18 protein-coding genes are annotated in these 19,584 nt (G+C 66.5%); 2 read left to right on the top strand and 16 right to left on the bottom strand.

Annotation, left to right across the window (positions count from 1 at the left end; genetic code table 11):
* Positions 1–45: 45 nt before the first annotated feature.
* The 7 genes from ABT352_RS32065 to ABT352_RS32095 form a co-directional block, all read right to left on the bottom strand.
* On the bottom strand, positions 46–1,161 hold the full coding sequence (locus ABT352_RS32065) for a lytic polysaccharide monooxygenase auxiliary activity family 9 protein (RefSeq protein ID WP_350948730.1): 1,116 nt from the start codon (positions 1,159–1,161) through the stop codon (positions 46–48).
* A gap of 460 nt (positions 1,162–1,621) precedes the next feature.
* Positions 1,622–1,918, bottom strand: coding sequence for a DUF6204 family protein (locus ABT352_RS32070; protein WP_350948731.1), 297 nt, complete (start codon positions 1,916–1,918; stop codon positions 1,622–1,624).
* A gap of 4 nt (positions 1,919–1,922) precedes the next feature.
* Positions 1,923–2,561, bottom strand: a complete 639-nt coding sequence (locus tag ABT352_RS32075) for a TetR/AcrR family transcriptional regulator (RefSeq protein ID WP_350948732.1) — start codon at positions 2,559–2,561, stop codon at positions 1,923–1,925.
* 333 nt (positions 2,562–2,894) lie between these two features.
* Positions 2,895–3,368, bottom strand: a complete 474-nt coding sequence (locus tag ABT352_RS32080; protein ID WP_350948733.1) for a hypothetical protein — start codon at positions 3,366–3,368, stop codon at positions 2,895–2,897.
* Between the two features lie 313 nt (positions 3,369–3,681).
* Positions 3,682–6,303: a rifamycin-inactivating phosphotransferase gene (rph, locus tag ABT352_RS32085; RefSeq protein ID WP_350948734.1), complete on the bottom strand. Its 2,622-nt coding sequence runs from the start codon at positions 6,301–6,303 to the stop codon at positions 3,682–3,684.
* 171 nt (positions 6,304–6,474) lie between these two features.
* Complete coding sequence (locus ABT352_RS32090) at positions 6,475–7,143, bottom strand: DUF998 domain-containing protein (protein ID WP_350948735.1); 669 nt, start codon at positions 7,141–7,143, stop codon at positions 6,475–6,477.
* Between the two features lie 266 nt (positions 7,144–7,409).
* Positions 7,410–8,162, bottom strand: a complete 753-nt coding sequence (locus ABT352_RS32095; protein ID WP_350948736.1) for an SDR family NAD(P)-dependent oxidoreductase — start codon at positions 8,160–8,162, stop codon at positions 7,410–7,412.
* A gap of 113 nt (positions 8,163–8,275) precedes the next feature.
* Between ABT352_RS32095 and ABT352_RS32100 the strand changes: the two genes are divergently transcribed.
* Positions 8,276–9,235 (top strand): AraC family transcriptional regulator, encoded by a 960-nt coding sequence (locus ABT352_RS32100; protein ID WP_350948737.1) that lies wholly within the window; start codon positions 8,276–8,278, stop codon positions 9,233–9,235.
* A 283-nt stretch (positions 9,236–9,518) separates the two neighbouring features.
* Here the strand turns inward: ABT352_RS32100 and ABT352_RS32105 are convergent, their stop codons facing one another.
* Positions 9,519–9,716, bottom strand: a complete 198-nt coding sequence (locus ABT352_RS32105; protein ID WP_350948738.1) for a hypothetical protein — start codon at positions 9,714–9,716, stop codon at positions 9,519–9,521.
* A gap of 645 nt (positions 9,717–10,361) precedes the next feature.
* Between ABT352_RS32105 and ABT352_RS32110 the strand changes: the two genes are divergently transcribed.
* Positions 10,362–11,105, top strand: a complete 744-nt coding sequence (locus tag ABT352_RS32110) for an LmbU family transcriptional regulator (protein ID WP_350948739.1) — start codon at positions 10,362–10,364, stop codon at positions 11,103–11,105.
* A gap of 82 nt (positions 11,106–11,187) precedes the next feature.
* Here ABT352_RS32110 and ABT352_RS32115 read toward each other — a convergent pair whose 3' ends face one another.
* The 8 genes from ABT352_RS32115 to ABT352_RS32150 all read right to left on the bottom strand — a co-directional run bounded on the left by ABT352_RS32115 (position 11,188) and on the right by ABT352_RS32150 (position 19,584).
* On the bottom strand, positions 11,188–12,660 hold the full coding sequence (locus tag ABT352_RS32115) for a condensation domain-containing protein (RefSeq protein ID WP_350948740.1): 1,473 nt from the start codon (positions 12,658–12,660) through the stop codon (positions 11,188–11,190).
* On the bottom strand, positions 12,657–12,899 hold the full coding sequence (locus ABT352_RS32120; RefSeq protein WP_350948741.1) for a phosphopantetheine-binding protein: 243 nt from the start codon (positions 12,897–12,899) through the stop codon (positions 12,657–12,659). Before ABT352_RS32120 ends, ABT352_RS32115 begins: the two co-directional genes overlap by 4 nt.
* Before the next feature lie 63 nt (positions 12,900–12,962).
* Positions 12,963–14,729 carry a carbamoyltransferase family protein gene (locus ABT352_RS32125; RefSeq protein WP_350948742.1) on the bottom strand — a complete coding sequence of 589 codons (1,767 nt, stop codon included), beginning with the start codon at positions 14,727–14,729 and terminating at the stop codon, positions 12,963–12,965.
* Between the two features lie 127 nt (positions 14,730–14,856).
* Entirely contained in the window at positions 14,857–15,768 is a 912-nt protein-coding gene (locus tag ABT352_RS32130; protein WP_350948744.1) for a TauD/TfdA family dioxygenase, read from the bottom strand.
* 8 nt (positions 15,769–15,776) lie between these two features.
* Positions 15,777–17,237, bottom strand: coding sequence for an AMP-binding protein (locus ABT352_RS32135; protein ID WP_350948745.1), 1,461 nt, complete (start codon positions 17,235–17,237; stop codon positions 15,777–15,779).
* On the bottom strand, positions 17,234–18,163 hold the full coding sequence (locus tag ABT352_RS32140) for a TauD/TfdA family dioxygenase (RefSeq protein WP_350948746.1): 930 nt from the start codon (positions 18,161–18,163) through the stop codon (positions 17,234–17,236). Before ABT352_RS32140 ends, ABT352_RS32135 begins: the two co-directional genes overlap by 4 nt.
* The gene (locus tag ABT352_RS32145; protein ID WP_350948747.1) at positions 18,150–19,340 is read right to left on the bottom strand and encodes a hypothetical protein; all 1,191 of its coding nucleotides are present in this window, start codon (positions 19,338–19,340) and stop codon (positions 18,150–18,152) included. The genes ABT352_RS32140 and ABT352_RS32145 overlap by 14 nt, the downstream gene beginning before the upstream one ends.
* A gap of 1 nt (position 19,341) precedes the next feature.
* On the bottom strand, positions 19,342–19,584 hold the full coding sequence (locus ABT352_RS32150; RefSeq protein ID WP_350948748.1) for an acyl carrier protein: 243 nt from the start codon (positions 19,582–19,584) through the stop codon (positions 19,342–19,344).

Consider the following 19,584-nt stretch of genomic DNA (forward strand, 5'->3'; position numbering starts at 1 on the left):
GCCTTTCGGCGGCGGGCCGACGTGTGCCCGCTCGGCGGGAGAGGGTCAGGTCGCCGTGCAGGTGAGGGTGGGGGCGTTACCGGAGCCGGAGCCGATGAATCCGAAGGTGGTGGAGGCGCCGGCGCCCAGCGAGCCGTTGTAGGCGGCGTTGCGGGCGGTGACCGCGGATCCGTTCGCGGTCACGGTCGCGCTCCAGGACGAGCTGATCCTCTCGCCGTTGGCGAAGGTCCAGTTCACCGTCCAGCCGGTGATCGCCCTGGAGCCGGCGGTCACGCTCACGTCGGCCTGGAAGCCACCGGACCACTGGGAGGTGACGCGGTAGGTGGCCGAGCAGCCGCCGGGACCCGGGGTCGGGGTCACGGTCGGAGTGGGCGTGGGAGTCGGGGTGGGAGTCGGAGTGGGGGTCGGAGTGGGCGTGGGAGTGGGGGTGGGGTTCGTGCCACCGGTGAAGTTGACGTCACTGCAGAAGTAGTACGACTGGTCGAGGTGGCTCGCCTGCCAGACGGTGTAGACGATGTGGTGGCCGGTACGGCCGGGCGCGTTCACCGGGATGGCCGTGCTGGTGCCCGTCGGCCTCCTGCCCAGCTCGTTGACGAGTTCCAGGTCACTCCACTTCAGCGCCTGGGTCTTGGGGTTGAAGCCCTGTTTGGTGACGTAGACGCGGATGTAGTCCGCGCCGTGCGAGGCCTGGTCCAGCAGGTTCATCGTGAACGAGGAGGGACGGTCCACGGTCTTCCACGCGCCCACCGTGTCCATGGTCCGGTAACGGCCGTTCTCGGTCCGGCCGCCGCTGCACAGCTGCCCGTCGGGGATCGCGCCCTGGTGGTTGCCGCCGACGTTCTCGCGGAACAGCCCGTTCCAGTTCCACATCGCGTTGGGGTTGTCCTGCCAGGCCTGCCAGCACATCGGGTCCTGCTGGGCCATGGCCGGGTTCTGGAAGTCACCTCCCCAGCGCTCCCAGCAGCCGTAGTTGCGCGAAGGCGGGTCGCTGATCGAGCCGTGCGCCGAGGCGGGGCCCGCCAGCACGGTGGTGAACATGAGCGCGGTCGCGAGCGCGACGGCGGCCGCGACGACCATCCGCCAGACCGAGACTCGGTGGACGGTGACGCCGTCGGACACGTGCACTTGATCGCGCAGAAGTCGGAGCGTACGTGACCTCATCGTGTGAAGGTCTCCTTTTGAAGGCCGGGATTTCGAATGCCGGGATGACGAGACCTGGCGCGCCGAATGAGGGCGGAGTCCTCACGCCAGAGGGTCACCACCGTCGCCCACCCCCCGGCCCCGGAGCAACCATGGCGCACGCTTCCCGGACGGCGACCGCCCGGGAACTGGCCATACGCTACAAAACGGATGAAAGGTTCATTTCCCACGACTTTTCCCGGAGGCGGCCCCGGTATCCGTTCCCGACATCCACCCGGAGATGACGCTCTCACCCCGTCCCGCCGAAAATGATCGGCAACCGCGACGAGCGACAACCACGCCGAGCGTGGACACCGTCATGACTCGCCCGAAGGCACCGGCCCGGGGCGCGGTTGTCGACGTAGCCGGCGATGTCACCAGAAAGCGGCAGCACTGTCGGGCTTGCGGTCGGAGGCGATCCATGCCGAGGCCGGCTCGGCGGTCACATCCGACGCCGCTTGGGGCGGATCTTGATCTCGCGCATGTCGGTCACCGCGAGCTGCAGGATCTCGTGCGAATGCCCGTGCGCTTCCAGCGCGGCCATCGCGCCGAGCGCCGCCTCGTCCTGGCCGTCGTCCGGACCTGCCGGAACCTGGCAGCGGAAGGTGAAGGCCGTCATGCTTTGATCGTGGGTGAACGTCCCGGCCTCGGTGTAGGCGATGTCGCCCGCGGCCAGGACGGCCGCCCGCCCCGTGTCGTCGAGCCCGGTGAACTTCCCTCTGATCGTCACTCTGAACAACTGCTCATCCCTCTCGTACGGCATAGCCGAGCAGGCGCTTCCCCATGAGGCCCTCCGCGGCGTCGATCAGCTTCAGCACGTCCGCGGCGATGACGTCCGGCCGCTCGCCGGCCGCGGTCCGCCTGCCGATCTCCGACAGGACCATGCTGTGCAGGCTCCCCAGCTGCCAGGCGACAACCTGCGGCACCGGGTCGCCGGGCTCGGCGCCGGTCTCCTGGACCAACTGCGCGGCCAGTTCGGCGGTCATCTGGTGGGCAAGCCGCTCAAGCCGGGCGGTCAGCGTGGGCGCGGCTCGCATCATCTCCAGCACGCGGCCGAATCCCTCGCTCAGCCCGACCTTGCGCTCATGCCCGCTCACCTCCTGCCGCAGCCGCGCCAGGACCGCATCGGCCGCCGACTGGCCGGGCTCACGCCCGCGCACCATGTCGGCCAGTCGCTGCGGGGATGCCTCCTCCGGTGGCAGGACGAGGTCCTCTTTGGTGTGGAAGTAGTTGTAGACGGTGTTGACCGACACCTCGGCAGCCGCAGCGATCTCGGCGATCGTGACGTTGTCGAAGCCACGCGCGACGAACAGACCGAGGGCCACATCGGAGACACGCTGCCGGGTCTGTCGCTTCTTGCGCTCGCGCAGGCCCTCAGACATGTATGGAGCCTACTGAAAATTTGGAGTCGATTGCAATTTTACGTCTTCCGCACCATCTTGGCGCCCTGGCCGTCAAGCCGTGTCTCACGCACCTCGGCGTGACGCGCGCCTGGGATCGAGCGCGAGCAGTCGGACACCGTCAAACAAACCGTCGAACAAACCCGCAACCGGCCGCCAAGACCCCCGGCGGCCCCTCGGAGGGAGCCGCCCGTGATGCCGATGACCCCGGATGCCCGCTCCGGGAAGCTCGCTCACCGGCCTGGGAGTCCTCACTCACCTCACCCGGCTCCGGCCTGACCACAGACGCGCGAACTCGCCGGAACGGGACGAGGTCTAGCTGAACGACACCGACCGCAGGGTGCAGTTGGTCATCCACGGGCCAGGGTTGACCGGTGCCGTGGAGCACCTCCAACTCGCGGTGATGCTGGTTGTCCCGGCGGGAATGCTGGTGTACTCGGACGTTCCGTCGAAGTCGCCGTACGGGGAGTGGCCGCTGCTGCACAGGGCCCTGACCCCCATGCCCGTGGCCCCGGCGGGCAGTGCCTGGGTGAACTGGAACGCGTACGTGCCGGGAACGGTGACCAGGCCGGGGACTATCTGGGACGATCCGGTGGAGAGCCTCACGTTCAAGGGATACCAGTTGCTGACATTTCCATAGTGGTTGGAATTGGTGCACTCCACCCTGCCGTACAGTACGGCGCTGGTCGCGGTGGCGGGTTGCGCCAGGCTCACGACACCCAACGCGCAGGTGACGATGAGCGCGGATCCGAGCGCCAGCCCTCGACGAAGCAGTTTCGCGGCGAGCATCTCCGTTCCTCCTTAATACTTCTGACATCGGCCACCGCGAATTCAGCATCCTCACCCGGCGCGGTCAACGGTCGAGCGATTTCAACAGAGCCGCAACCGTTACGGCGAGGGGATCTCGAAGTCCGAATCCATCGCCGGTCGATTCGTCGTCTTGCAGGGAAACGACCGCGCGGAAGAACGTGCAACCAGCGACGTTGATGAAATTTCCATGGACGCCGACGCTGAAGGCGTATGTCTGATATTTCGGTCCACCGATCGCGAGTCGCGTCCGGCACCCTTGAAAGATTCAAGGGCGCCGGGACGCCGCGTCGGCTCAGACGAGGATCTGGACGTACCCGTCGGTTCCGTGCACGCGGATCCGCTGCCCGTCCCGGATCAGCCGGGTGGCCTGCTCCACCCCCACGACGGCCGGCAGGCCGTACTCCCGCGCGATCACCGCCCCGTGCGTCATCAGGCCGCCCACCTCCGTCACCAGTCCCGCGACGGTGACGAACAGAGGGGTCCAGCCGGGGTCGGTGTAGGCGGTGACCAGGATGTCGCCCGCCTCCAGGTCGGCCCGCGCCATGTCCGTGACGACCCGGGCACGGCCTTCGACGGTCCCGGCCGAGACCGGGAGGCCGGCCAGCGCGCCGGGCGGGGCGTCCTCACGCCGATACCGGCCGGTGATGACCTCGCCGTCCGAGGTGAGGACCCGGGGCGGCGTGAGCGCCTCGTACGACCGGAACGCCTCCCGCCTTCGCAGGATGAGCTCGGCGTCCGCGTCGTTGGTGCGCACGACTTCCCGCAACTCAGGGAAACGAAGGAAGAAGATGTCCTCTTTCTCGCGCAGGACGCCGGAGCGGACGAGGCGATCGGCCTCCCTCAGCAACGCCTGCTTGTAGACGAAGTAGCGGCTGACCTTGCCGTACTTGGGATACTCCCGGTATCCGGCGAAGGTGCGGACGCGGTCGATCATCCGCTTGGTCTCCTCGGCCTTCCGCTCCCCGTCGGGCAGGGCGCGCAGTCGCGTCAGGAGTTCCTGCTCTTTCCTTCGTGACTGCAGGAGTCCCTGTTCGAAGTGTCGTTTGCCGGCGCCCGGCTCGAAGTTCCTGATGTTGCCGAGGATGGCGGGCACGAGCGTGGCGGGCTGCTCGCTCCAGCGCGTCCTGGTGATGTCGATCTCGCCCGTGCAGCGCATGCCGTACTCGTCGAGGTAGCCCCGGATGGCGTCACGTGCCTCCTGCCCGCCGGCGAGCCCGGCCAGCTCGTTCAGGAAGCCGTCGCCCTCCCGGCCTTCGTCCACGACACGGTGCAGGAACGTCACGACATCCGCGTGCGGTCGGATCGTGTCCGCGACGTCGAGGAGCGCCAGCCCCATCTCGGAGGTGACGTTGTGCGGGACGGACTGCGTGAGCGCGTCGGCCGCGTTCCTCTCCCCCAGCCACGCCTCGAGGTGGTCGTTGAGCCACCAGGCCGCCTCCATCCCCGCCATGATCACCTGAAGGCTCCGCGGATCGAACAGGATGCGCTGCAGCTCCGCGATGTCGGTCTGGATGAAGTCGAGCAGCGCCGTCCCCGACAAGAGCTGGATCTCGCTCCGCAGGGTGGCGACGGACTCCTGACTGTGCCGGATCAGCTCGGTGACGACGGCCGGATCGGTCTCGATCGGAGCGGGTGGGGCACCGGCCGGTGCGGCGACGGACTCCTCGTCGGGAACCGAGCGGATGAAGTCGCCGCGGTCGAGGACGGTCTGCAGCGCGTCCCGGATCAGCGGGTCGGACTTCCCCAGGTTCCCGAGGATGCTCGCGCGCCCCGCGGGCGTCGCCAGGGCGGGAGCCACGTCGACGAACAACCGTCCGCCCGCCTCGGGCATCGGCCTCGGGGTCGTCATCTGCCACACGGAGAGTCCCAGCGGCTTCATCGCATCGGTCATCATCTGCTGGTGACCGACGGAGACGTAGAGGTGGTTGTCCTGGTCGTCGGTCTCCGGGACGGGGAACAGGGTGGTGATCGCCCGGCTCTGGACGATGTGGAAGTCTTCGCCGACCAGGCACCACTCGATGTCCTGTGGCCTGCCGAAGTGCGCTTCGATGCGCCGGCCCAGCCGCACCAGACGCACGACCTGTGCGTCCGTCAGAGCCGGCTGCGTCTGGCGCCCCGGCTCGACGGGTACCTCCCGGGTACCGCCTGCCTGCGACGCCTGGACGAACCGCGATTTGGTCGCGACCGTCGTGGTGACGATCTGGTCGTCGCGCACCGCGTAGACGTCCCCGGCGACCAGACCGGAGACCAGCGCCTCGCCGAGCCCCCAGCCGGCCTCCACGGTGGCGATCTTCCGGTTCGAGGTCACGGGATCGGCGGTGAAGAGGATCCCGGCCGCGTCGGGGAACACCATCCGCTGTACGACCACGGCCATCCGCACCCTGTGGTCGTCGAAGCCGTTACGGCGCCGGTAGGTCACCGCCCGCTCGGTGAACAGCGAGGCCCAGCACATTCGGATGTGCGAAAGGATCGCCGGCAGGCCCACGATGTTCAGGTACGAGTCCTGCTGGCCGGCGAAGGACGCGGTCGGCAGATCCTCGGCCGTCGCGCTGGAACGTACCGCGTAGGATTCCTGCTCCCCGAACCGGGCGAGCGACTCGCCGATCGCCGCCACGAGATCGGCGGGAATCGTCACGCCTTCGACGACGCGGCGGATCTCGGCGCTCAGGGTGCGGATCGCCGCGTGGTCGTCCGGTTTCACGCGCGACAGCAGATCAAGTTGAGCATTGATCGACGGTGCTTCGGCGACGACCCGCTGGAAGGCCTCCGTCGTGACGCAGAAGCCGTCCGGCACGCGAACGCCTTCGATCCGCGAGAGCTCTCCCAGGTGCGCTCCCTTTCCCCCGACGTCTGCGATATCCGTCGAGTGGATCTCCTCGAAACCCAGTACGTAACCCAATTCCGTTGCCCCCATCGTTCGTCGGGTCGGTTCGCAACGGGCAGTATGAAGTACTTTTTGATGTCTCATGAGGCGCGCGAATCTGGTACAAAATGAAAAGGGCGAGGTGCGGCGCGTTCCCAGTCCTCGGAACGCGAAAAGCCCGGCCCCCTCGCGACGCGAGAAGACCGGGCCGTGCGAACCTCGCTACCTGAGCGCGATCCATCGATCCGCCGCCACCACCGCGATCCACGCCATCCCGGTGAGCGCGCCGATCGCCAGGGTCAGCGATCCGGCCGTCCCGCCCGCCATCGCCCACCCGTCGCCGAGGGCGAAGACCAGACCGCTGAGCCGCGAGGCGACGGCGAAGCCTGGGCGGCCCGCCCGGGAGAAGTGGCGGCCCAGCACGAAGCAGGCCACGATGTACGCGGTGAACGCGATGGACCCGGCGACCATGTGCATGAGGCCGCTCGCGCTCAACGTACCCGTCTGACCCAGCGGAGTGCCCGCCGGGAAGCCGTCGCCCGGATCCATGACGAACACCCCGGCCGCGGCCATCGCGACCCCCGCGACCAGGACCAGCCGGGGCGCCCAGGTGCCACCGGGCGCACCTCGCAGCGCACGGCGCAGGCCGATCGCGCCGGCCACCGTCAGAGCCCCGCTGAGCAGGAAGTTGGCGATCTGCAACCAGCCCAGGTCGCCGGTGCTCAGCATGCTCAACGGGTGGCGCGTCAGATCGAAGCCCTCGCGGGTGAACACCTGCGCCAGCGACACGGCCGCGAAGAGCGGCGCGGCGGCGACGGCGCAGGCGAGCAGCACACGCGTCGCCGGGGTGACGGAACGGGTGACGGTGGCTCCGGGGTGCAAGGCGGTCATGACGGTTTCCTCTCTGCCGCGACGGATCCCCGTCGCCGTACTCGTTCCGCCGGTCTCACCCGGCCTCGCTGACACGTCGAACGAGGAGGACGGGATTCGACGCCGCCACGCCATCACACCCCTGAACTGCGCCGATGCCGATCCGGGACGCATTCCCTGTCACATCGAACCGCACTCTTGGGCGACGGGCGGTTCACCGCACGCTCCGGGTAGTGGCGGCGCAGAACCTGGAACGCCTCAGATGCCACCCACCGGGTGGTGCCCGCTCAGATCTGGTTCGTGCCGCCGTCGACGTAGATGTTCGTGCCGACGACGTAGCTGCTCTGTTCCGAGGCCAGGAAGGCCACGACCGCGGCGGCCTCCTCAGGCTGACCCATGCGGCCCTTGGCCACGGTCGCGGCGACGTTCTCCTTGACGGCCCTGGCGGTCTCCTCGTCGCCGAAAACGGCGGTGCCCCCGGGAGTCTCGATCCATGCCGGCGAGACCACGTTGACCCGGATGCCCCGGCCCTTGAGCTCGTTGGACCACGTCCGCGCGAAGGACCGGACGGCCGCCTTCGACGCCGCGTACGCGCCGAACGCCTCCACTCCACGGTCGCCGGCCGTCGAACCGACCAGGACGATCGAGGCTCCGTCGTTGAGCAGCGGCAACGCCTTCTGCACGGTGAACAGCGTGCCTCGGACGTTGACCGCGAAGGTCTGGTCGAAGTGCTCCTCGGTGGTCTGCTCCAGCGTCACGAACGAACCGATCGCCGCGTTCGCCACGAGCACGTCCAAACCCCTGCCCCGCGCCCGGACCGCCGCGTAGAGCCGGTCCAGGTCCTCCGGCTTCGAGATGTCGCCGACGACCGCGGTGGCCCGGTCCGCTCCGATGGTCTTGACGGCGGCCTCCAGTTCTGCCTCGCGCCGGCCGGTGACGAACACGTACGCGCCCTCGTCCGCCAGCCGGACGGCGGTGGCCAGACCGATACCGGTGCTGCCCCCGGTGACCACCGACGTCTTGCCTTCCAGCTGTCCCATGTGGGTATCTCCATCACTCTCTCGATGCCGATCCGTTCGCCATCGATACTGCGGGAGATCGGGGATACCATCCATAATGCAGAATCCGGCATTCTTTACGTATCGTCCAGGAGGTGTCGTCAGTGCTCGGATTTCGGGATCCGGTGGCCGACGCGATCGGCCTGCTCCGGCCCCACACGGTGATCGGGCCCGGTCTCCGGGCCACGGGAGAGTGGGCCTTGCGCTTCGACACGTTCCTGCACGTGCGGATCGGCGGCCTCGTACGCGGCACGTGCTGGTTGATCCTCGAAGGGCACGAGCCGGTGCTCCTGCGGGAGGGTGACACCTTCATGCTGGGCAACCCGCCGCCCTACGTGCTGGCCGGCGCGCTCGACGCGAGCCCGCGCCCCGCGGAGCCGGTGTTGGCGGGCGCCGAAGACGGGTTCGTGCGGATCGGCCCGGAGTCCGAGGAGGACTTCTACCTCTGCGTCGGGCACATCGCGTTCGACGACGGGAACGCGGCCCTGCTGACCGATCTTCTGCCGCCGCTCGTGATCGTCCGCAGGGCCGATCCTCACGGCAGGCGGCTCGCGCAGCTGATCGATCTCCTCGCCACCGAGATCGGGATCGCCGCCGCCGGCGGCCCGCTGGTGCAGAACCACCTCGCACAGATCCTGCTCGTACACATGCTGCGTGCTCACGCCGGTCAGACAGACCGGCCAACCGGCTGGCTGGGTGCCCTGAACGAGGACGGCATCGGTGCCGCCCTGCGTGCCGTGCACGCGGACGTGGCCCACTCCTGGAGCCTCAAGGAGCTCGCCGAGATCAGCCACATGTCGCGTTCCGCGTTCGCCCAGGCCTTCAAGAACCACGTCGGGATCCCGCCGTTGGAGTACCTGATCCAATGGCGTATGAGCCTCGCGCGCGACGCCCTCGCCCGCGACACCCTGTCGATCTCCGAGCTCGCACGGGCCACGGGCTACCTGTCCGAGAGCGCCTTCAGCACCGCGTTCCGCCGCGTGGTCGGCTTGTCGCCCGCACAGTTCCGGAACCAGGCCTGGCAGCCACCGTACTCGGCCGCGAACGAAAGCTGAAGCAGTCGTCCCGTGCTCAGCCGCGCCGCTCACATCGGCGACGAAGACACCGGCACACCGCCCGCCTGCCGCTGTCGAACGACCTCTTGAACCATCTCGCCGACCTGATGCGCGGCCACTCGAAGAAAATCGGCTCGCGGTGGCAGTGCCTGCAGTGCTGCGCTGTGACCGGCGGCCAGGCGACCTGGGTCACGTCCATCGGGGATGATGGCACGCGAACGCGGACCCTGTTCCTGATCGACTGGCTTAGACACCGACGATCATCAGGGGTCGCGTTTGCCATCTACGCATCGGGGCGCTCTCGATCACCAGCCCGGTACAGGGCAGCGACCATCTCACCAGCCGAGAACGCCTCCGCCTTGCCCGCGGTGGAAATCGGCGGCAACCTGGCCGGATCATCGACGGCAGATACGAGCGTGTCGTCGTCCTCGGCAGAGCGACGTAAGGAACGGGTGTCGCCGACGTCCAGGGCACGCTCCACTACCGCTTTCATAGGCCCTGCCGCTATCAACTCCAACGAGGTTTTGCAATCTCGCCCGAGGATGTCCGCGAGGTCCAGAGCTTGGACCTTGAGGTGCCCTGCATATTCCGGACAGTCGGCTACATGAGATGACAGAAGTCCGAAAGAGGTAGGTACGCGTCTTGTGCTGCTATCGCGTGGAGGCGAGAGGAGTCCGATAAGAGCGCCGTGAGAGCGAAGAAGGACCGGCGCCCTCCATGGTCGGATGTGTAAGCCAGGTGGCCGAAAGGGTCGGCTTTCGATTCATGATTACAAGGAGGGTCGAATCTCGTCGTGAGCGTCTCTGTCCGGGTCGTTAACGGCATCCAGGGAAGGCCGGCCGCCGGACTTACGGTTAGCCTCAGTCGAGAGGTCGATGGTTAATTTTTGCAGCGATGGACCGGGCAAGCAGACGAAAGTGGGCAGGTCTTGAGCTTGTAGGAACTTTCACTACCGCCTGGAGCGTACAGGCTTGAATTCGATCTTGTTGACTACTTCTGCGCGCCGGCACGCGCCCTATAATTCGGCGATTGGGGTGTACTTCTTCATGGCCAACCGTGGCCATGTTCATAGGATCACGCTGCTGGCGACTCCCGCTAACTGCACCATATTCAGGGAGGATGGGTAATGAAAGCTAAGCCAGGAGTGCCTTCGCAGTTCCTGCCCCTGCCCGCAGGTCATATCACAGCCGGTGTCGCCGTTCTGCCCTCAACAGGACTGCGCCTTGACAGTGGGATACCATTTGATAATTGGCTTGGAATTGGCCAGGGGTTGGCCGAGGCCGTGAGCAGCTCGGCATGGTGCCTAGGCGACTGGCTGATTTACGGTGAAACTCGCTTCACCGGGCGTTACCGCAGTGCTATCGAGCAAACCTCGCTTGATTACAAGACGCTTCGCAATTATGCGTGGGTCGCCAGGAAGTTCGCGCACGCAAGGCGAAGAGCGGGATTGAGCTTCGAGCATCACGCCGCAGTCGCCAGTCTCCCCGAACCGGAGCAGGACTATTGGCTTCGGAAGGCAGAGTTGTTTGGTTGGTCGAGGAACGACCTGCGGCGCGAGGTGCGCGCCAGCCTCGCCGCGCGCGGCGAGGACCTGGCTGACCGAGGTATCGCGGCTGGGGCAACCGCTGATGATCACGCCAGGGGTCACGATCATGCCAGGCATGAAGGTGCCGGTATCGGCGACAGCGCCATGGCCTTGAAACTGCACCTGGATGTCACCGACGATCAGCTTGCCATGATCACGGAGGCGGCCAGCAAGTCTCAGCTCTCCGTTGGAACGTGGGCGCAGCTGATGCTTGAGCAGGCCGCTCGCGCGGCTCTGGCATTCGCTTCGCGGGACCCGAACCCGGTGACGCGAGCCATTGGCTGACGCTTGGCGGCGGACAGCGACACGGTGCCTGCCGGCAGCTCGGCCTGGTGAATAACAAGTGAGGTCGCCCTGCTCTCCCTCATCAATCAAGCTGGGCGAACCGCTGAACGGCGTCGCGGTACGCCGCAGTCGCATCGGCGCGCGTATGTGAGGAGCCCTCGGAGTAGAGCAGAATGCGGATTTGCTCGCCTGTCTCTTCGCTTCGATTGAAGCTGGCCTCGAACGGGAAGTCCGTGTGGGACCAGTCTTCGACCGCCTCCAGCGTGTCCAGACCGAGCCGTAGCGCGGCGCCGGCGATGCTATGGAAGCTGTTGAAGCCAAACAGGGAAGCTGGTACTACTGCCCTGCCAACAGTGCGGGCCAACTGGGCCAGCGGAGTCCGGCCGCGCATGGTGACCTTCATCAGCTCCCGATGCGCCCGGGCAATGGCCTCCTTACCAGGTGCTGCGACGTCGATTCGCAGCGGGGCGACGTTGAGGAACATCCCCCGCGCATCTACGCCGTTCGGTACCGCGAGCCGGGTATTGACAGGGACGCCGGTCAGGATGCTCCGCCCGCCGACCAATCGCGCCTGCGCTTCAAGGTGGATCGCGAGAAGCACGGACTTCAACCCGGAGGAGGAACTCGCCGCAAGTCGGCTCAGCATCCGGTTCTCCTGGCCTGCGATCTCCACCGAGTCCTGCCAGGTGTGGCAGTCGCGAGTGGTCTCGGCACTCGACCGCGTTTCCAGTCCGTCCAGGTACCGGCTCCACCACTGTGAGTCGGCGAGCGTGAGCGACTGGAAGAGCTGCTGCGCGCTATGCTCGCGGAGTCTGAAGCGGGGCGAGGCGTTCGAGGCAGATGACGCCGGCTGCTCGGGGGGCCGCCCGGTAAGTTCCGCGACGTAGCGCTCCAGGAATTCCACCAGGTTCAGATGGGTGCTCCACCCGTCAGCAATCGCATGCGGCTCGGTAAGGGTCAAGGTGATCGCCGTCTCGCTCAGGAGGTGGACCGTGATCGTGACGAGGGGCGGATCCTTCAGATCGATGGTCCGCGTGTTCTCGGCGTCAGCGAACTCGGCCAACCGTTGTTGCTGTTCACGGTCGTGGAGCCCTCGCAAGTCGCAAACTTTCACCAATGGCCGGTCGACATGGCTCAGTACGATCTGCATCGGGCGCGAGTAGCGGTCCAAGTCCAGCAGCGAGCGGAACATTTCATGCTCCCGCACCAAGCCAAGCCCGGCCGCCTCAAAGGCTGCGGGCTCCACGCGAGGTACGGTCAGACGCGAGGTTGCGACGTTGTGATAGGCCGGGACACCGATGGCGCCGCGGTCTCGGAGGGCAGCGGCCATGAGCATCCGAGTGGCCATCACGGCCTGTTGCTCGCTCATCGGGAAGGCATCCACGGCACCGGCCGGCAGCCGTCGGCGATCATCCGGCGAGACCAGACCCAGCGCGGGTATCTGCACCCATCGGTCGTCTGGAACCTCGAATGCCTCCACCTCGCTGCCTCCGGCTGCCGCGTAGAGCGTCGCGCGGACAGACTCGGAGATGGTGTCGCGGCCCCGACCTGTCACGATCGCTCCCCCGTTGGACGTGCTCGGGCCGCGAGGGACTCGATCTCGTCATCTTCTAGTACGTCGCGAATGGTGAGTTCGACACCCCGTGTGCGCGCGATGGCGACAAAGCGCACACACAAGATTGAGTCGCCGCCAACGGCGAAGAAGCGCGCCGAGCGGTCAGGCGGTGCATCAAGGCCGAGAAGCTCAACCCAGATGCTCCCGATCAGCTCTTGAGTTTCATCGATGGTTCTCACGGCTGCCTCCTGAGGTCCGAGAGCCTGCCTTGGCTACGGGGATCCACGGATCCGCTGGCCCTTCTATCGCGACACCAGATGGTCTCCCATGACCATCGCGTCGATGTCTATCCGAGAGAACGTCGCCACCGCGTCCTCGGGTGAGCAGACGATCGGCTCCCCGCGCGAGTTGAACGAGGTGTTGAGCAGGACCGGAATGCCGGTGATTGCCCGGAAGGCATCGATCAACCGCCAGTAGAGCTCGTTGTCCTCGCGTCGCACCACCTGGATCCGGGCAGTGCCGTCGACGTGCGTCACCGCCCCAAGTCTCGGACGCCAAGCCTCACGGACATCGACGGTTTCGATCATCCACAGATACTCGTCAGGATCGTCGATCTCGAAGCACTGCTCTGCGTACTCGTGCAAGACCGCCGGCGCGAGCGGCCGGAATTCCTCCCGTTGCTTGACCATTGAGTTGATCCGGTCCCTCATCTCGACGGTTCGTGGATCGGCGAGAATGCTGCGGTTCCCCAGCGCTCGCGGGCCGTATTCCATCCGGCCCTGGAAGAGCGCGACGACCTTTCCGTCACTCAGAAGCCCAGCAACCTCGGCGACGAGGTCGTTGAGTTCGCATCGCCGCCATCGCAGGTCAGTGCGCTCCAGCGTGGCCTGGATGCGCTCGGAGGTGAATGCCGGACCGAGGTAGGGCAGCCCGATGCGCGGGCGAACCCGCTTCCTGGGCACCTCGGCGCCCTCCTCCTCCATCACCACCAGCGCCGCACCCAGCGCCGTTCCGTCGTCGCCGGCCGCCGGCTGGGCGAACTGTCGCCGGTACATCCCGCTCTTGCGGATGGCCTGGTTGACGACGCAGTTCAGGGCCACGCCGCCGGCCAGGCATAGATTCTCGCTGGACTGCTCATCCCGGTGCGCCGCCAGGAAGCCGACGACGGTCTCCTCGGTCACGGCCTGCAGCGCCGCGGCGATGTCGAGGTGACGCTGCTCAAGGTTCGCACCCGGTTCCCGGGGCGGGCCGAGAACCGAGGCGAGATGTTCCAGTGACCTCTGGTAAGTAGCGCGTTCCTGTGCTGTTTCGTTCAAGTATGTCAGAGGCGTGGTGTAACGGCCGTCGTTTTGGCGGACGATAAGGGTGTCGAACGCCGGACGAAGTCGCTGCGGGTCCCCGTAGGGCGCCAGTCCCATGACCTTGTACTCGTCGAAGTTCATCCAAAATCCCAAATGCATGGTAACCAGCCCGTAGACGAGTCCCACGGAGTGCAGTCCGCGCACCTGGCCGCGCAACCGCAGTCCCTGCGATCCGCCTGTGTAAAGCGACGTGCTCTCGAACTCCCCAATCCCGTCGGCGACCAGGACATCGGCAGAGCCGAAGCCGGAACAGTGCAACGCGCTAGCGGCGTGGGCCTGGTGGTGCAATATCGGGATGACCTTCAGGTCATCGCTCCAGAGTTCCCTTGGAAATGCTGCGAATAGATCGCGGTGTATGACCTCTGGCGCGTACACGTGCTTGTATTCCTCGATCGCCCCTTCGGATTCGAAGTATGTCTGGTACCGGCCGAAGTCAAAGTTGTGCGCGACCGCACTCACGTCACGCGGAGTGATGCCGGCCGCTCCGAGCACATACTCGATCGCGGCCTGCGGGAATTCTCCGGTGCCCTTGCGTCGCACGAAACGCTCCTCGGCCGCGGCGGCCACGATGCCATCCTCGGTGACGAGGGCCGCTGCCGAGTCCGCCCCCTGGGCGAGCCGATATACGCGCTCGCCCAGCCCCGGAAACGACCGCCGCATGTATGGCTGGCTCTGGCCCAGCCCGCTAATTCCCAGGACATAACGCACGATTGCTGATCCTCTCTTGTCGACACTGCCGGTTCGCATCGGTTTCTTCGATCTCGATGAACCTTGGGCAGGTGTTTCGTCGGCGGCTCCAGCCCGGCCGGGCCTGGCCTGGCCCGGCCTGGCCTGGTCAGGTCATCGCCACCGCGATCCGTCGCTCCCCTTCGTACGGTTCGCGTCCGTGGGCCGTCAGCATGTTGTCGATCATCAGCAGGTCGCCTTGCCGGTAGTCGAACCGTGTCGCTGCCTCACGATATTTCTCGCGGATGTGTGCGCATACCTCCGCTGGAATTTCCGCCCCGTCACCGTAGACGGTGTTATTGGGAAGGCCGGACCTTCCGAAAAGCTCCTCAAGGACTCCGATGACACGCTCGGGAAGGGTTGTCCAGTGGAAGAAGGCTATGTGGTTGAACCATAGTTCATCGCCGTTTTCTGGATGGCGATGAAGAGCCACTCGATCGGCTACGGTGCGGAGAGTCCCGTCGCTGTTCCAGTGCGTTTGTATGCCGTTGTTTCCGCAGTAGAGATCCACGGCTTCGCGGCTTGTGGTTCCAAATACCTCGCTCCACGGCAGGCCGATCTGTGGATGGTAATTTCGGATGTGCCGCCAGCCGCGCCTGCGGAACTCTTCGACGAGGTCGACGTCAAGCGAGGCGGTGACCTGACGCACGTCGGCTAGTGGCGTTGCCCCGCCTGAAGTGGGCGGCCGCTGGCAGAAGAAGAAGAGCCTGCCCGGCCAGGTCGCCTGGTAAGAGTTTTCATTGTGGAAGAATATTTCCTCCTCCCGGGTGTACTCGGTCGACGTGTAGATTCCGGACTCGAGTTGCTTTCGCGGTGTGGAGCGCTCCGTATATGGCAACGGGTCGCCGCCCAGTGCCTGAACCGCCTTCGCGAAGTCGGCTGTGCTTTCGAGGGGAAATCCTCGGAACAGGACACGGCCCGCTGACATCAGCCGCTCGTTGATATACCGGGACTGCTCGTCATTCAGCCTGGCGGTCAGGTCACCGTTCAGGTCGGCTGGCGTGATCGGGGTGTCCGGCATCTTTCCTGTCACTCCCATGACGCGCTCGACTTTCCACGTTCTGTGACGTTGATCTGTGTGTTGATCCGAATGAAACGCGGCAGCGCATAGGACGGAAATGTCTGGCGCAGGTGCGCGAGAAGATCGCTTTGGGTCGTCCCGCCGTCCCGAGTCACCACGGCCGAGTGGAGGCCGTGCACCTCGTCCGCCTGGACGGCGGCGCTCACCACCCCTGGAAAGGCATTGAGGCAAGACTCAAGAGCGGCCAGGTTGATCCGAAAGCCGGCGACCTTCGCCTCCCGTCCCAGCCGGCCGACGTAGGTGTAGGTTCCGTCGTGGTCGCGCCGCACGCGATCTCCGCTGTGGTAGCTGCGCTTGCCGGCGGAACCGGGGAAAGGTCGCAACTGCCCGCGGCCATCCGCGGCGTCGTCCGAGTTCGAGGCGGTGAGGTAACCAGTCGCCACCTGCACCCCGGCGATTACCAGCTCACCCTCCTCAAGCTCGTCTCCGGCCTGGGGCGGCTGTCCCTCGATACTCAACTCCACACCTGGCGGGGCGGTCCCGATCGGAATCTCGTGACCGGTGAAGCCGGCCGGCACGGTGTAGCGGCAGCAGCCCACAGTCGCCTCGGAAGGGCCGTACTCGTTGACCACCAGCGTGTCGGGGAGGCTGTGCCGCCAGCGGGCAATACTTTGCCCGTAGAGGGCCTCACCTCCGACAACCAGGAGTGGCATCGAGCACCGGGCTCCACTCGCCTCCAGCAGCTCACACAGCATGTTGACCTGGCTTGGCGTCATCTTGACGAAACTGGAGCCCTGGAGGATGCCGGGGTCGGTGGCGACCTGAAGCGGCCAACGCAAGGGATCGAGAACCTGTACCCGTCTGCCGTTCAGGAGCGGTCCGAGGAGGCTGGTGATCGTCAGGTCGAAGCCCAGCGAGGTAAACAGCGGTGCCCCCCATCCTCGGGTGCAGTCGTACTCGCGCATCGACCAGTCGAGGTAGGCCCGCACGGCCGGCTCGGGTACGACGACTCCCTTTGGATCGCCGCTGGTGCCTGAGGTGAAGATCACGTACACGGTGTCCTGCGGGACGGTTGGTATGAGGCGGTTGGCGCCTGGATCGTTGGCCACGTCCCCGGGGCTGAGCCAGACGACGCCGTCGGTCGTCCCGCCGGCGTCCCCGAGGATGAAGGCGGCACCGCACAGACGGGCGATCCTGGCGGCAGTGCGTGGCGGCACGCGGAGATCGATCGGAGCAAAGGCGGCTCCGGTCATCAGGATGGCCACGATCTGGACGAGGGCGGTCGTGCTCGGGGCCGCCTGGATAGGCACGATCGCCCCGGGTCCGGCCCCGCGGCGGCGCAAATGGATGGCGACCTCGCGTGCGTGCGAGAGTAGCTGCGCATGGGTGGTGACCGCGCCCTGCTCGATGACCGCGGCGGCGGTGGAACCGGTCAGTTCGCCGACAAGGCTGTGCGCGCGCGTGGTCACGGCCTTGCCAATTCTGCGCAGTCGACGAGGTCGCCGACGGCGACCAGCAAACGACGCACGCCCGTATAGGGGTTACGAGCGTGGCTGCGGCGCAGGTTGTCGACGACTATCGTGCGGTCCGCCTTCCAGGGCACGACTTCCTCCAGGTCGGAGCAGATTTCTACAAGTTCGTCGATGACGGCGTCGGGGATCGGCCTGCCGTCCCCGCGTCGGCACCCTTTGGGAAACTCGTGAGGCTCGTAAAGCAGACTGAGCGAATCGTGAATATCCTCGTCCAGTGCCCGAGGATGCCAATGCAGGATTTGTGCTGTCAGCGAGGGTCGGCCGGTGGCCGGGTCGAGGATGACAGCCGGCCGCCGCTGCTCGGTGGTAAGGATGCCGCCGCGCTCATCCCACCTCCAGGTGGCGCCCTCCCGTTCGCAGGCGCGCTCGACAACGGTTGGATCAGTGGTGCGGTAGACCTTGCGCCAGTCGAGCCCGAGGTCCATCCCCAGTCGGCGAACGTAGGTGACGCCGGTGGCGAGGACGTCCTTGGCCAAGCTGCTAAGCCGCTCGTAGACGGCCGTCATGTCCGCAGTCGGTGTCTGCCCACCGTCCCCGATCTCCTGGCAGCCGAAGATGATTCGCCTGGGCCACATGCGCGCAAACGTGTTCTCGTTGTGCCACAGCAGCTTCCTGGTCCGTGAGTAGGGGGTCGGACTGTTGATCGTGCCCGTGGGGTCATCGTCGATGCTGTTGTGCTCCGGGTTGTCTTTGGCGAGCGGCCCGCAAGCCGCGGCGGCGAGTCGCTGGAAAGTCGCTACGTCCTGGCACAACCCATCGCCGTCGATGACGACCGCACCGTTACGGCGAAGGTGCTCCGCAACCGCCGTGGAGTTGGCGAGCCACCACACTTCCGGTGGGCCGTCGAGCCTAAGGTGCTGCATCGGGGGCCGCCCTTTCACCGTATGCCGCTGCCGAGATCAGGTGCCGGCGTGCCAGCTGCGCCAAACGAGCGATACCGGTGCTGTCAGCGGTGCCGCGTCGTGCGGTCACCGTCACTTCAAGGCTGGTATCGGTGACCGTCACGCCTACTGACAGCTGGTTACGTGCCACCGGCAAGCGGATGTCGACGGGCCGCAGGTGACGCAGACGACGCCGATGCCGGATGTCACGGAAATAGAACTTGCAGGGGTGACCACCGTGGCCGGCGGCTTCGCTGACCGGGCGGATCTCCTGCCGCATGGCGGCGGCCAGCCGGCGCATCACAGCCGTGTGGACGGCGGCGGCCGCGGCCGGACCGGACGTGCCGCGGTCGACGGTGGCGATTTCCAGTTGAGACAGGTGGAAACCCATCGTGTCCTGGGACGTGCCGGCCAGCGGGCGGAGGTCCACGTCGATGTACGCCATGACCGTCGCCGGCTCCGACCAAGCCGCTGCGGCAGCCGCCAGGTGCCCGACGGTCCAGGCGAACGGGGTGACTCCGGCCCTCCGCGCCGCGGCCGCAAGTTGCTCCCAGACACGGTCGCCATTCGAGATCGCCAGGTGCCGCTGCAGGTCGGTCACGAGCGGGGCATGGTCTCGCGTGGCAATGCGGTGCACGGAAGGACCGCAGCCGGGATGGTGATGTCCCGCGTCGCCTGCCCCGGGTCCGGTAAGCCGGCGGTCGACCTCGGTCCAGAAGATCTCCTCGGAATGTGCGTCCCAGACGATGTGGTGGGCCAGAACGAACAGCCGCGTGGCGTTTCCCCTGCGATCGGCCTGTGCGGCCAGGTGGATCAGCGGCCCGGTCGCAAGGGGGGTCGGCAGCCCTGCCAGGTGGGAGACGACGTCCGTGCGCCGCCATTCCGCCGGGAACACAAGGATCTCCGCGGGCAGCGAAGCCGCAGGCGACTCGAGAAACTTGTGAAGTATGCCTTGCTCGTCGACCGCGAACCGTGCCAGCGCCTCGGGATGGCAGGCCAGGGCAGCGGTCATGGCGCCGGCCGCGTCGCGAAGGCTCACCTGCGACCCGGGGCATGGCTCCGCGGCCGCCAGGCACAGGTAACGCCCTCGCAGTTCGGCCGCCTGCTCCTGATACCACAGGCCGAACTCGGCCGCGGTGGCAGGCAGAACCATCGCCATCTCAGCGTCGCCTGGCTGCGATAACGCAACGCGTTATGGTAGCCAGCTGCGGAGCCTCAAAGACCTCGAGCATCGGCAGCGTGACATCGCACGCGGCTTCAACCGATCGCACCAGCCGGATGAAGGTGAAGGAGTCGGCGCCGCTTTCGAAGAGGTCGTCGTGCGGGGCCGGCTTCATCGCGGACTCCGGCGCGATATCACGCCAGCAGGCTTCAACCTCTTCCAGGACCCGCGGGTAATCCAT

It is taken from the genome of Streptosporangium sp. NPDC000563 (genome assembly GCF_040299985.1).
Lineage (GTDB): Bacteria > Actinomycetota > Actinomycetes > Streptosporangiales > Streptosporangiaceae > Streptosporangium.